This window comes from Paenibacillus sp. VTT E-133280 (assembly GCF_002264385.1).
GTDB classification, from domain to species: Bacteria; Bacillota; Bacilli; order Paenibacillales; family Paenibacillaceae; genus Paenibacillus_AQ; species Paenibacillus_AQ nitricinens.
The window spans coordinates 1-13,627 of sequence record NZ_NFUX01000111.1 but is presented as its reverse complement, the minus strand read 5'-3'; the positions used below and the strand labels follow the sequence as shown (position 1 = coordinate 13,627).

Sequence of the window (13,627 nt, the reverse complement as noted above, 5' to 3'; positions counted from 1 at the left end):
TTTTTTGTATTGTATAATTTCCTAAACAATAAAAAAGGACTACAACAGCAGTCCAAAGGAGAAATATAACATGATAGCTAACCTCAAAAAAGTTGATGATCATTATGTCGCTCGTTTCGAACGTCAACTAAAACATCCCGCATCAGAAATATGGTCCTTTCTGACAGAGAATGAGAAGCTTGCTTTATGGTTCACTGAATTACGTGTTGAAGACCTGCGTAAAGGTGGATTAATCAAGTTTGATATGCAAGACGGGACCTTTGAAGAAATGACGATTACCGCCCTGCAACATGAATCCGTTCTTGAATTTACGTGGGCTGAAGATTCAGTTCGCTTTGAGCTATATCCAAATTCAGAAGGATGTTTACTCGTCTTGAATGAAACGATCCGGACGCTCACGCCACACACACCCCGAGATTTAGCTGGCTGGCATGTATGTCTGGATGTGATCCAGCATCTTCTGGATGGTACCACGCTAGAGTCGCGAAAAGCTGAATGGAACGTTTGGTATGAACAATACCAAGAAGCGATCTCTAAATTAGGATAATAAAGACTCTGCTCCATCAATCACAATTTGCGCACCTGTAATATGAATGGATTCATCGGAAGCCAAAAAAGAAACTAGATCGGCAACATTATCCGGTTTACCCGGCCCATCTGCCAGCGGCTGCGCACCATCGGGAAATTCAATCGGAATGACAATCGTTTCTACCTCTTCGTTCATTTCAGTGGTTTCATCTATATTGGTAGCAATCGCCCCGGGGCAGATCACATTCACTCGGATTTTAAACTTAGCAAGCTCAAGTGCAGCCATTTTGGCAAAAGCCACCTGTCCAGCTTTGGTAGTGCTATACGTAGACCATCCAAAGCTGGCAAATCTAGTATTCCCATTGATGGAGCTAGTGATGATAATGCTACCTTTCCCTTTATCCTTCAGATGAGGGATCGTATATTTAAAGGTCAAAAAGGTCCCCGTCAAGTTCACCGACATCGTGCGTTCCCAATCACTCAAGCTCAGTTCCTCTATAGGTCCGACCGCACCATTGATTCCCGCGTTAGCGAATACTACATCTAAGCTGCCGAATTGTTCGACTGTCCTGCGAACGCCTTCCTCCATCCCTTTTTCATCCGAAGTATCTACCTCTATGGCTAATGCACTATCTTTGCGAAACTTGTTCAACTTATCCGCTAAAGATGAGGTACGTTCAAGATTCAAATCAAAAAGCGCTACATTAGCACCTTCCCTCGCCAGCTTAATAGCGGTAGCCCGGCCAATTCCTGAGCCCGCTCCGGTAATAATTGCTGTTTTCCCAATAAATCTTTGTTTCTTAGCTATGTTTGGACTCATAAGTAATCTCTCCTTTAAGATCTCTAAGTGATGTACTATGGATCAAGATTACCCAAAACCATGTACACTGGAATCATCTTCACAAAAAAAATCCCCGTTCAAAAGCTTGAACAGAGAGTTTCATCTATATTGATCCATTTAATTGTCCAGCTTCCGCACGTCCACTTTCACGGTCAGAGTGCCTGCTCCACCACGATATACGCCTTTTACAGGTACAATATCTTTGTAGTCCCGTCCGTGACCTAACTTAATATAACGCCAATTGACCTCAACATTATTCGTCGGATCGAAACCAAGCCAACCTGTACCCGGAATGTGAGTCTCCACCCAAGCATGTGAGGCTTGCTCAAAATTAGCATTACTCCCTTGCAAATCACCGACAAAATGATATCCACTTACATATCTGGACGGCAGACCGACACTACGGCAGACAGCAATCATTAGATGAGCATAATCCTGACATACACCGCGTTTAAGCTTCAGTGCTTTTTTTACCGTAGTATTTACACTTGTAGCCTCAGGGTCATAGGTGAACTGTTCATAAATCGTCGCAGATAATTTAAGAATCCATTCATACATATCCTCTGCTTCATTAAAAGGGTACTGTGAGGCAAACTCCACTAATTCAGGCGTCACCTCGGTATAACGAGTCGGCAAAATAAACTCAATATAACGGTTCTGAAATCCCTCGTCATTTAACAATCTAATTTGTTCTTCAAGAGTTGTTCTCGGGAGGTCTGTCCCCTGAGCTTTATCCAGTGTAACTACAGTAGCTTTAGTGTGGATGACCATCTCCGTATGCGGCTTATTAACCGAATAGGCATGGACCCGATTTCCGAAGAAATCCTCATAGGTTAAAAGATTTGCTGGCGGGTAAATATCCACTTCATGGTGATAACAGGATTGGCGATAATTCGTGCGTGGCGTGAGTCTGATCTCATTGACACTGTCCGTAACCGGCTCTGGATAGCTGTATGTGGTGGTATGATTGATTTGAATCTTCATACAGACACTCCTTCTCGCCGAAAAAAGGCGCCCTCCATTGTTTTACCAAGTTTTTGACAGGATATCACCAGCGATTTAAGCACATCTTCCACTAGCTCGCCGGACATTTCTTCTTTTTCCATATAATCCAGCTCTGCTTTTAGCTTACCCGCTTGACGGATAACCTTCTCATGGCCTGAACCTTTCTCTGAGGAATCTAGTTCAAGCTTTGCTAAATGCTCTTCCAGCTGATGAAAAGAAAAACGAATGGAACGCGGAAATTTGGGATTTGCAATCAAGAAATCTAAAATGCTCTCCGGGGACATAGCATCAGCATAATAACGGCGAAACGCCTGGTACCCACTAACAGATTTAAGCACCGCCTGCAACTGAGTATAAACCGCGTTAAGCTCCTTAAACCGGCATGAGACAATGACCGCCTGCAAGATACGAGTTGTATTCTCTGCCCGCTCTAGAAACCGTCCGCTCTCAATGAAATGCCACTCATTCCCTCTAAGCATGACCGACTGCTCTGCACCGAGAAACATGGCTGTACGCTCCTTAACCTGCTGATAGAACTGATGTGGACCACTCATAATATCTGCAACAGACCGCTCACCAAGCCATAGGTTGAAGCTGTTGACAACATCCCATAATTCACTTGGAAGCTGCTGACGGAGTGTCCGCAGATTATTTCTAGCATGATGTACACAAGAGAATAATGAATTAGAATTGCCTAAATCAAGTGTGATGAAAGATAGGACATCCTGCTCGGAAAAGGTTTCGAACTGCTGCATATATTCACCTCGAACGCCTAGCGCATCGATTAACCTTGACCATTTATGTCCTTCTTCATGAAAATCCTCTTCCTGCTGGATATGATAATGAACATTGATTAGCCGCGCATGATTCTCTGCCCTTTCAATATATCTGCCGATCCAGAACAAAGCTTCAGCATTTCGATTCAGCATCTCCAGCCACTCCCTTATCCTACAAATTGATGCTGCATTTTATTATTCACTTCATCTACATAGCAGTATCATGCCATGACCCAAGTATCCTTTACGCCACCACCTTGTGAGGAATTCACGACCAATGATCCTTCTTTCATAGCCACCCGTGTCAATCCCCCAGGTATAACATGCGGCTTCCGGTCAGCACCCATTAATACAAACGCCCGAAGGTCGATATGTCTCGGTGCCATTGTTCCACCTGATAATACCGGTGCTCTAGATAGAGACATGATCGGCTGCGCAATATAACGTTCCGGGTCGGCAATAATCTTCATTCTGAATTCAGCCAGCTCCTCTTTCGTAGCTTCACTTCCGATCAGCATTCCATATCCCCCGGATAAAGAGGTTTCCTTCACAACCATTTCAGATAGGTTCTCAAGGACATATAAACGTTCATCAGGTCTGCCTAGCAAATAGGTCGGGACATTTCCAAGAATCGGTTCTTCATTCAGATAATAACGAATCATATCCGGTACATAGACATACATCGCTTTATCATCAGCAACACCAGTCCCCGGGGCATTAGCAATCGCTACATTCCCTGCCCGATACGCATTCATCAGACCCGCCACCCCTAGAAGTGAATCCGGCTGAAAAGCTAACGGATCAATGAAATCATCATCCAAACGCCGATACAGTACATCTACACGGCGAAGTCCGTTCATTTCTTTTAAATATATTTTGTGATCCTTTGCAACCAAATCTCGTCCTTCTACCAAATGTATACCCATCTGTTGTGCTAGAAAAGCATGCTCATAATAAGCAGAATTGTATTCCCCAGGTGTAAGAAGTGCGATAACCGGATCTGACTTTCGTGAGGGTGATAAACTACGTAGAACGGACAAGAAGCGATTCAAGCTATGATCAACATCCCGGATGGAGCTGGCAAAGGACAATTCTGGAAACAACTGATTCATCAGGGTTCTGCCTTTAAAAAGATATGAAAACCCTGAAGGCGTTCGTAGATTATCTTCAAGCACATAATATTGCCCATCATGATGGCGGATCAGATCGATTCCCGAGGTAGTGATGTAGGCTCCACCAGGCACCCTTAGACCAGCCATCTCGGGACGAAAATAACAGTTGGAGATGATCATACGCCTTGGAACTATTCCATCCTTTACGATGTACTGCTCATGGTAGATATCATGAATGAACAGATTCAAAGCCGTGATACGCTGAATTATTCCTGCCTCTAGCCTCTCCCATTCATTTTTAGGTATAATGCGTGGAATCATATCGAAGGGAATCGTACGCTCCATGGGATGATCCTGAGCCGGATTGTATAACGTAAAAGTAATTCCTTCCTCCATCATCCTGCGCTGCATCAAATTCTGCTTACCCTGCAGCTCTTCCGAGCTCATTCCGGAAAACATGCGATTCACATGTCTGTAATGCGGCCGGACATTTCTCTTATCTGCATACATTTCATCAAAAAAATGTTGCAGCGGATATGGAGACAGACCTGGCAGAGGATCTAATTTGGACATGAGCCCGACTCCTTTCGATAAATGTTATCTTTACTAACAACCTATACTTTAATTCCTGAAAATATCCATGAAAATATTGTTTTGTATTCCCATAATACGTAAATTCTATTGCCGATGTCAATATATATAACAGAGAAATGTGATCTCTGAATATTTCCGCGGTTTGGAATCGCTTCCTTTCTCTCTTATATAGGCTGTCGGAGCTGAAGTGTAGTTTCTTCATTGAATTGTATGCAGGAGTAGTGACAAGCAGTACTATTATGAATTTTTCATATGTTGGTTTTTTTATATAGTTTTCTGGGGAGGTGAATTCAGTTATATGGTATAATTTGGAACGTTAGGAGAGTGAACAAATGGATCACAAATATACTATGACCATGGAGCAGGAAGAGGCTAGGCGGAATCATATTTTTCTTTTATTTGGCTTATCAGAAGCGGGTTCGATGAAGGTAGCACTTAGTCGTGTAGGTAGACGTCATTTAATAAGAGTACTTTCGTTTAATGAGACGTTCTCTGCTGGACCGCTGTGCAAATTAGATAATGATGAAGGGTGTCATGCCCGTGAGTTATGGTTTCAGGAACGATTTCCGGATCAGGGTTATCATCTCAATCCCCAGCATAAACTGGAAGCTATGATTCAGACCTTAAAAGAAATTCCCGAGGACAAAAAAATCACTATTTGGTGCGGAGACAACTCCCATGATCAGACAGGTTTACGATTTTCACTTTCTGTTATTAGTGAGCGGAAGCAACCTGTTCATGTTATAAATCCAATCGAAGCTTATGAGAAGCTTCCCGGGATTACGGATCAATTTAGCATGGGCTTATCTCCCCAATCCCTGGGTCAGCTCCCAAACGAAGCGGTGCAAATTATTATCAAAAACACCGAAAATACGGAGCCCCTTACCTCCGCAAAGAGAAAACAGTATGAACTGGAGTGGCAAGAAATCAGCAACACTGAGGATATGCTTCGAGTATGGTCCAAAGGTCAACTAACGAATGTACCCGAAACATACTATGACGAAGACATTCTGTCCTTAATTCTGCAACTGCAAAAGAATGAACAGGGCGATCATTTCGTAAATGCGGGACTTATTGCAGGTACAATTATAGGGCAGTGGAATTTATTTATCAGTACCTCATTTATAGAATATCGCTTTTGGAGGCTTATTAGTGAGGGAAAGCTGTTATTTAAAGGGATACCCTACGCGCTGCATTTGTACTTTTTAAGAATTCCTTAGTGGTCACTACATTAACAACTAACTAGCATTTAATAAAAAAGGAATGCCCTCATAACTAAATATAGCTTCGAGGACATTCCTTGTAAATGTTGCTTATGAAAGTTGTGTGGATGATTGAACTAAGCTTGCTCTTCCGATTCTTCTGACTCTTCTTCCTCGGTAATTAATCCGGCAAAAAGAGCATGCACGAACTGCTGAGAATCAAATGGCTGCAAATCTTCCATCTTTTCTCCCAGTCCTACGAGCTTCACTGGTAAGTTCATTTCCTGACGAATGGCTACTACAATTCCGCCTTTAGCTGTACCATCCAGCTTCGTCAAGACGAGCCCTGTTACCCCACTCTTCTCACCAAATAGCTTGGCTTGCGTAAGCGCATTTTGACCTGTGGTCGCATCTAGCACCATCAGCACTTCATGCGGAGCACTAGGAATTTCTCTTTGAATAACACGGAAAATCTTGTTGAGCTCTTCCATCAGATTACTCTTATTCTGAAGTCTGCCTGCCGTATCACAAATCAAGATATCTACATTCCGCTGCTTAGCCGCTTGAACAGCATCGAACATAACAGCGGCCGGGTCAGAGCCAGCTTGTTGCTTAATTACGTCTACGCCAGCACGTTGACCCCAAACTTCGAGCTGTTCAATCGCTCCGGCACGGAACGTATCCCCTGCGGCCAAAAGAACCTTTTTACCCTCTTGTTTGTAACGATGTGCTAGTTTACCGATCGTAGTCGTCTTGCCTACTCCATTTACCCCAACGAACAAGATAACTGTAATGCCATCCGGATTTTCCTTCAGGCTGTTATCGTCATCGCCGCGCAGCAATTCCATGAGCTTACGGGACAAAATGGGTTGCAGCTCAGCTGCATCTTCAATTCGCTTTTGCTTCACTTCAGCGCGCAGATCCTCGACAAGTGTCATTACTGTATTAACACCTACGTCCGCACCAATCAAGATTTCTTCCAGCTCTTCATAGAACTCTTCATCTATTTTTTTACGTCGGATAATCAGGTCTGCTACCTTCTCGACAAAGCCTTTACGGGTTTTCTCTAATCCGTCGCGGAATTGTTTGGTTACACTTTCCGTTTTGCCGGAAATGCTTTCTTTTAACTTCCTGAAAAAGCTCATTTGTTTCCTCCTAAAAGTTTTGTATTAAAAAGCTCTACATTTCGTCACGCCGTTATGCGATCTCTGCTTCCTCATCCTCTAAACGTACAGAGACAAGCTTGGATACTCCGCCTTCTTCCATCGTCACTCCGTAGAGCACATCCGCCTCTTCCATCGTTCCTTTGCGGTGTGTAACGACGATAAATTGCGTTTGTTCTGAGAACTCACGCAAATACTGTGCAAAACGCACGACATTCGCTTCATCTAGCGCAGCCTCTACCTCATCCAGTACACAGAACGGAACCGGCTTCACTTGCAGGATGGCAAACAAGAGGGCCATCGCAGTTAAAGCGCGTTCCCCACCGGATAGGAGCTGTAGGTTTTGAAGCTTTTTACCCGGTGGCTGGGCTACGATATCTATCCCTGTTTCCAGCATATGCTCTGGATCCAGCAGCATGAGATCCGCTCGTCCGCCTCCGAACAGCTTCGAGAACACCGTACCGAATTGTTTACGGATCGCATCAAAGGTCTGTTTGAAGCGTTTGGACATTTCATCTTCCATCTCACGGATAACTTGGTACAAGGTAGTCTTGGCTTCGACCAGGTCATCTTTTTGTCCGCTGAGGAAGGTATAACGCTCATGAACACGCTGATATTCTTCAATCGCACCTAAGTTCACTTCGCCAAGTGCAGAAATACTGCGTTTCAGACGCTGTACATCCGCTTGTGCGGCAGGCACATCTTCAGGTACAGGATAACGTTGCTTCGCTAGTTCATAGCTTAGCTCGTAGTCATCACTCAGCTTACGAAGAATATTATCAAGTTCAACATCCAGACGACCCACAGAAACTTCAGTTGAACGCAGCTTGTCCTCCACGACTCTAAGTGCCTGACGCTGATCCTTGGTCTTGCCCTCCTCTAGCTCAAGCTTACGGGTTAACGCGGAACGTTCCGCCCGAGCTAGATCCAAAGTACCGGCTGTCTCTTCCTTCTTCAGACGATAACTATTCAAATCTTCTTTCTGTTTCACGGTTTCCAAAGCATTACTAGCCAAATCCTGTTCGATCGTATGTAACAGATTTCGATTCTGGCGCAGCTCTTTATCCTGTGAACCCGCATCTTGTCTTAGACGACGTAATTGCTCCTCCAAGGAGAAGATCTCCTGATCGAGCTTGCCTTCCGAAACCTTCATACTGGTCAGCTTACCTTGCAACTCTTCCTTCGCAGATTCATTCGCTTTACGCGCCGATTCGGCATTACGGATACCCTCATGAGCTTCCTTCTCTTCCTTCTCGAGACGTTCAAGCTCAGCAGAGGCTTGTTTTCGAGTCTCCTCAAGCGCGCGAACCTCACTTTCAAAACCACTACGTTCCGCGCCTGTACTCTCCACTTGTTCCTGCACATGCCGAAGCTCCTGTTCAAGCTGCTTCAAATCGCCAGAAACACGTTGCTCTTCCAGTCTTTTCTCATCACCATCACGGCGCAGGTCCTCTAGCTTCACGCTAGCGTTCTCCTGCTCTTCACGAAGTCTGGCTATGCCTTGCTTCAGCTTAACAATTTGACGCTCGCTCTCTTCGATCTCACTGCTCAGCTGATCCAGCTGGCGTTTACGACTAAGTAAGCTATTGTTCTTCTTATGCTGGCTACCACCAGTCATGGAGCCCCCGGCATTGACTACATCACCCTCTAGCGTAACCACACGATAACGATACTGGCATCTAGCGGCGATACGATTCGCCTGCTCCAGGCTCTCAGCAATAACTACATTACCAAGCAAACTGCCAATAATACTTGCATACTTATCATCGTATCCAACGAGTTCGGAACCAATTCCAACAAAACCTTCAGCATCTTCCACCATTCCACGGTCACTACCGGAAATTTGGCGTGGCCGGATAACATCGAGTGGTAGAAAAGTAGCTCGTCCCAATTGACGTTGCTTCAGGAAAGATATCGCTTGGCGAGACACGCTCTCATTATCCATAACCACGTGTTGCAGCGATGCACCCAGCGCAGTCTCAACAGCCATTTCCAGCTTCTCCGGAACGGAGATGAGTTCAGCAACCGCACCATGCACACCGTTAAGCTGTCCTTTACGGGCTCCTTTGAGAACTTCTTTAACCCCAAGCATAAAGCCATCGAAATCATCCTGCATTTCTTTCATGGTCTCGTGACGGGAGACTTGTGCTTCCCGCTTCTGTTCCCACTTTCTCAGACCAGATTGCGTCTCTTCAATCAGCTTCTGACGTTTACTAAGTTGTTCACTCTCAGTAATATAAGCACCACGAAGATTGCTTAGTTCTTTTCCAAGCTGGGCAATCTTATCTTTTAACCCTTTCTGGTTAGCAGACAACTCTTCATGCCGTGCAGTCCATTTGCCGCTTTCTTCTTCACTGCGGCTCATACGACGTTCCAGATTCTCCTTCTGTTGATCCGCGTAACGAATTTCGTTACGCGCATTCGCCATAAGGTTCATTAACTCCAGGAGAGCACTTTTCAGCTTCTCCTCCTGGCTCTGACTAATACCGTCAGCGACACCTTCGAGTCTTGTCTCTTCCGCTTCGATCTGTTTCCGAAGCTCAACAAGCTTGAGACGGGACGCTTCGAGCTTAGCTTCTAAATCTCCAAGCTCGCGTTGTCGATCCGCAGAACGTTCACCTACAGAACCTAATGTGAGCATTAACTGTTCTCGGTTGCTCTCAAGATTACGCTTGCGTTCCTTCAACACTTCCCCGTAACCTTCGCTCTTCTCATAAGCCTCACTATAACGGAGCAATTGCTCTTGCTGCTTCTCGATCTGTTCTTCTAACGCGCGCAGTTCGGCACGTCCGCTTTCCAGCTTGGCATCATGGGCTGAGACTACAGTAGATAATTCCAGTTGCTCATCCTTTAAAGTTTCGAGCTTTGTGTTACCTTCCTGCCAAGCTGTATGAATCCCTTCAATCTGATGCACATAGACTGAAATTTCCTGATGCTTCAGTTGTTCCCGAAGCTCTTTAAAGCGAATGGCCTTCTCCGATTGATCCTTTAGTGGACCAATCTGATCCTCAAGCTCACTAATCAAATCGTGAATACGAAGCAAATTTTGCTCCGTGTCGTCAAGCTTACGACTTGCATCTTTTTTGCGCGATTTATATTTTACAATACCCGATGCCTCTTCAAAGATGCCTCGCCGATCTTCGGAACGAGTACTCAGAATCTCTTCAATCCGACCCTGTCCGATAATCGAATAAGCCTCACGCCCGATACCGGTATCCATGAACAGCTCTGTGATATCCTTCAGTCGGCAGGATTGCTTATTAATTAAATATTCACTCTCACCACTACGGTGAACACGCCGAGTCACTGTAACTTCGCTGAAATCCAATGGAAGCGTGTGATCCTCATTATCGAGCGTAAGTGATACTTCACCATAATTCACAGCTTTACGCGCGTCACTACCGGCAAAAATAATATCTTCCATCTTGCCGCCACGCAGTGATTTAGCACTCTGTTCGCCGAGCACCCAGCGTATGCCGTCAGAAATATTGCTCTTGCCGCTTCCGTTCGGACCCACTACGGCCGTTATTCCGCGCACAAATTCCATTTCTGTTTTGTCGGCAAATGATTTAAAACCAGCTAATTCTATCCGTTTCAAAAACATACTTGCCTATCACCTCTGACCCATTATACCATAGCGTTTATTCGCCTAAAATAGCTTCAAAATGAAGCTTGGCTATTCTTTCGAAAAAGAGCAGCAACGGTCTGAGCTCCGCCTAAACGCCGGTATTCAGACCTTTGCTGCTCTCCTCCGCTTGTCCACATGATGCAAAATTCAGGCACCATCTTCTTTCAGATGCAACAGTGCAGCTGCTGCAGCCTGCTGCTCTGCTTCCTTCTTCGAGCGGCCGCTCCCTTTACCAAGTGAACGGTTAGTCATTAACACTTCAGAGACGAATTCACGCTCATGCGCGGGTCCCCGTTCTTCAATGATCCGATATTCCAACGTACCCATATTGTGCTGCTGAATTAGCTCTTGCAGTTCCGTCTTATAATCGGTCATCTGCATTTGCAGTTTCCCATCCGTCTCCACAAGTGGAAATACGTGATTATCAAGAAAAGACCGTACAGTTTCCAGTCCTTGGTCAAGATAAAGCGCTCCCACGAAGGATTCGAACACATCAGCCAGCAGGGCCGGGCGAGTACGTCCGCCCGTAAGTTCTTCCCCTTTTCCCAGCAGTACATAACGGCCAAAACCTAAACTCTCAGCGAACTTAACCAGCGAAGGCTCGCATACGATAGCGGCACGTAGCTTGGTCAGTTCCCCTTCAGGTCGATCTGGCAACAGATTGTACAAATATTCAGAAACCGTCAGCTCCAGTACAGCATCCCCTAGAAATTCGAGACGCTCATTATCCTGATGCTGATTGAAACGGTGTTCATTCACATATGATGCATGGGTAAAGGCCTGCTTCAGAAGCACAGAATCGTGAAATTGGATTTGAAGTTGCTGTTGTAACTGCTTCAGTTCTCCTTTCACCGCGCTGTCCCCTTACTGATTATATTTTTTTAGAATAACTGTTGCGTTATGTCCCCCGAATCCAAACGAATTCGACATTACAATATCAAGATCCGCTTTACGTGGAACATTTGGTACATAATCCAAATCACATTCCGGGTCCTGGTTGTCCAAATTAATCGTTGGTGCAATCATACCCTTTTGCAAAGAGAGTCCGCAGATAATAGCTTCTACACCACCGGCAGCACCTAGAAGATGACCTGTCATGGATTTCGTTGAGCTAATAGCTACTTTATAGGCATGTTCGCCCAATGCTTTCTTAACAGCAGCCGTTTCTGATCGATCTCCTACAGGCGTTGAAGTACCATGTGCGTTAATGTAATCAATATCTTCAGGAGAGATACCAGCATCACGGATTGCCATCTTCATGCAGCGAGCTGCTCCATCTGGATCCGGTTCAGTCATATGGTGAGCATCAGCGCTTAGACCATAGCCGATAACCTCAGCATAAATCTTCGCTCCACGCTTCTCAGCATGTTCAAGGGATTCCAGAATCAAGATTCCAGCGCCCTCTCCCATAACGAAACCATCACGATCTACATCAAATGGCCGACTAGCTTTCTCCGGCTCATCATTACGAGTGGACATCGCTCTCATTGCACAGAATCCTGCCATTCCTGTTGGACGAATGGTCGCTTCCGAACCACCGCAGATCATAGCATCCGCGTCTCCACGTTGAATCAGACGGAATGATTCCCCAATGGAATGACTTCCTGTAGCACAGGCTGTCACTGTAGTCGTATTCGGTCCCTTTGCACCGAGGTTAATGGACAGCTGCCCAGAACCCATGTTAGCGATCATCATCGGGATAAAGAACGGGCTAACCCGTTTTGGCCCTTTTTCAAGCAACAGATTATGATTGTCTTCCCAAGTACCAAGACCACCGATACCCGAACCAACAGATACACCGATTCGTTCAGCATCGATATCTTCACCGATCTTAAGTCCACTGTCGCGCAATGCATCTTCACCGGCAGCCACTGCAAATTGTACAAAACGGTCCATTTTGCGGGCTTCCTTGCGGCCAAAAAGCGCCTCAGGATCAAAGTCTTTAACTGATGAAGCAATTTGCGTAGTGTATTCACTGACATCAAACGCTTCAACCATCGATACACCTGATTTACCGCTCATCAGATTATCCCAGAACGTCTCCAAGTCTTTCCCTAGTGACGTAATTACGCCCATCCCGGTTACAACCACTCTATGACTCAAACACAATCACCCCATCTATAGGTTGTATACATTATATTCAGTACTTATATACTGCAAATATACTGCAAATTATTACTATATGAACAGCGATCACCGCATCATTAAAGCTTTCGCGGTTCTGTTATAATCCCTATAAAGCTGCACATGGCAACCTTTAATACATCTTTAATGCTGTATAAATGAGGAGAAGCCCCGCCCAAGTTGGAACGGGACTCTCAATCATATGACTCTAGGTATGAGATTGTATGTACTTCACAACTTCACCCACGGTCGTAATCGTCTCTGCATCTTCATCAGAGATTTCCATGTCGAATTCATCTTCCAATTCCATAACCAATTCTACTACATCAAGAGAATCAGCACCTAAATCATCTTTGAAAGACGCTTCTAATGTTACCTCAGCTTCATCGGCACCTAAGCGGTCGATGACAATGCGTTTTACACGCTCTAATACATCGGACATCCGGTTCACCTCCTCTTTTGGTATTATACGAGATATGAGGTCAAAATACCATAGACCGCAAAAAACGCTTTCCTGATCCCTCACATTTCATCTTTAAAACAGTGTAATTTCTCCCAAGCATAAAACGCCTTCGGCCTCCTTATAAGGACGGTAAGTGTTTTAGCGAGAAATATAAGGATAAGTATAGTGTGAAACTTATACTTTCTTATATT

The 13,627-nt window shown here is 45.0% G+C and carries 11 protein-coding genes; 2 read left to right on the top strand and 9 right to left on the bottom strand.

Annotation, left to right across the window (positions count from 1 at the left end; all coding sequences use genetic code 11):
- Window positions 1-70: 70 nt before the first annotated feature.
- Complete coding sequence (locus CA600_RS29140) at window positions 71-547, top strand: SRPBCC family protein (protein ID WP_094874599.1); 477 nt, start codon at window positions 71-73, stop codon at window positions 545-547.
- On the opposite strand, the gene CA600_RS29135 is transcribed toward CA600_RS29140, so the two are convergent.
- The 4 genes from CA600_RS29135 to CA600_RS29120 form a co-directional block, all read right to left on the bottom strand.
- A complete protein-coding gene (locus CA600_RS29135) occupies window positions 539-1,348 on the bottom strand; it encodes an SDR family oxidoreductase (RefSeq protein WP_094874598.1) in 810 nt (269 codons plus the stop codon). The genes CA600_RS29140 and CA600_RS29135 overlap by 9 nt on opposite strands.
- A gap of 138 nt (window positions 1,349-1,486) precedes the next feature.
- A complete protein-coding gene (locus CA600_RS29130; RefSeq protein WP_094874597.1) occupies window positions 1,487-2,353 on the bottom strand; it encodes a transglutaminase family protein in 867 nt (288 codons plus the stop codon).
- A complete protein-coding gene (locus CA600_RS29125; RefSeq protein WP_094874596.1) occupies window positions 2,350-3,303 on the bottom strand; it encodes an alpha-E domain-containing protein in 954 nt (317 codons plus the stop codon). The genes CA600_RS29130 and CA600_RS29125 overlap by 4 nt, the downstream gene beginning before the upstream one ends.
- Before the next feature lie 68 nt (window positions 3,304-3,371).
- Entirely contained in the window at window positions 3,372-4,835 is a 1,464-nt protein-coding gene (locus CA600_RS29120) for a circularly permuted type 2 ATP-grasp protein (protein ID WP_042127226.1), read from the bottom strand.
- Between the two features lie 353 nt (window positions 4,836-5,188).
- On the opposite strand from CA600_RS29120, the gene CA600_RS29115 reads away from it, so the two are divergent.
- A complete protein-coding gene (locus tag CA600_RS29115; protein ID WP_094874595.1) occupies window positions 5,189-6,076 on the top strand; it encodes a DUF1835 domain-containing protein in 888 nt (295 codons plus the stop codon).
- A 119-nt stretch (window positions 6,077-6,195) separates the two neighbouring features.
- Here the strand turns inward: CA600_RS29115 and ftsY are convergent, their stop codons facing one another.
- From ftsY to CA600_RS29090, 5 genes are all read right to left on the bottom strand, one after another.
- On the bottom strand, window positions 6,196-7,203 hold the full coding sequence (gene ftsY / locus CA600_RS29110; RefSeq protein WP_094874594.1) for a signal recognition particle-docking protein FtsY: 1,008 nt from the start codon (window positions 7,201-7,203) through the stop codon (window positions 6,196-6,198).
- A gap of 52 nt (window positions 7,204-7,255) precedes the next feature.
- Entirely contained in the window at window positions 7,256-10,825 is a 3,570-nt protein-coding gene (gene smc, locus CA600_RS29105) for a chromosome segregation protein SMC (RefSeq protein WP_094874593.1), read from the bottom strand.
- 171 nt (window positions 10,826-10,996) lie between these two features.
- Window positions 10,997-11,701 (bottom strand): ribonuclease III, encoded by a 705-nt coding sequence (rnc, locus tag CA600_RS29100; RefSeq protein WP_042127220.1) that lies wholly within the window; start codon window positions 11,699-11,701, stop codon window positions 10,997-10,999.
- A gap of 12 nt (window positions 11,702-11,713) precedes the next feature.
- On the bottom strand, window positions 11,714-12,952 hold the full coding sequence (gene fabF, locus CA600_RS29095) for a beta-ketoacyl-ACP synthase II (protein ID WP_076282776.1): 1,239 nt from the start codon (window positions 12,950-12,952) through the stop codon (window positions 11,714-11,716).
- A gap of 229 nt (window positions 12,953-13,181) precedes the next feature.
- Window positions 13,182-13,415, bottom strand: coding sequence for an acyl carrier protein (locus tag CA600_RS29090; RefSeq protein WP_036686493.1), 234 nt, complete (start codon window positions 13,413-13,415; stop codon window positions 13,182-13,184).
- Window positions 13,416-13,627 lie beyond the last annotated feature (212 nt).

Coding starts and splice junctions, on each gene's coding strand:
- CA600_RS29140 (WP_094874599.1), top strand. CDS start 71: ATGATAGCTAACCTCAAAAAAGTTGATGATCATTATGTCGCTCGTTTC.
- CA600_RS29135 (WP_094874598.1), bottom strand. CDS start 1,348: ATGAGTCCAAACATAGCTAAGAAACAAAGATTTATTGGGAAAACAGCA.
- CA600_RS29130 (WP_094874597.1), bottom strand. CDS start 2,353: ATGAAGATTCAAATCAATCATACCACCACATACAGCTATCCAGAGCCG.
- CA600_RS29125 (WP_094874596.1), bottom strand. CDS start 3,303: ATGCTGAATCGAAATGCTGAAGCTTTGTTCTGGATCGGCAGATATATT.
- CA600_RS29120 (WP_042127226.1), bottom strand. CDS start 4,835: ATGTCCAAATTAGATCCTCTGCCAGGTCTGTCTCCATATCCGCTGCAA.
- CA600_RS29115 (WP_094874595.1), top strand. CDS start 5,189: ATGGATCACAAATATACTATGACCATGGAGCAGGAAGAGGCTAGGCGG.
- ftsY (WP_094874594.1), bottom strand. CDS start 7,203: ATGAGCTTTTTCAGGAAGTTAAAAGAAAGCATTTCCGGCAAAACGGAA.
- smc (WP_094874593.1), bottom strand. CDS start 10,825: ATGTTTTTGAAACGGATAGAATTAGCTGGTTTTAAATCATTTGCCGAC.
- CA600_RS29090 (WP_036686493.1), bottom strand. CDS start 13,415: ATGTCCGATGTATTAGAGCGTGTAAAACGCATTGTCATCGACCGCTTA.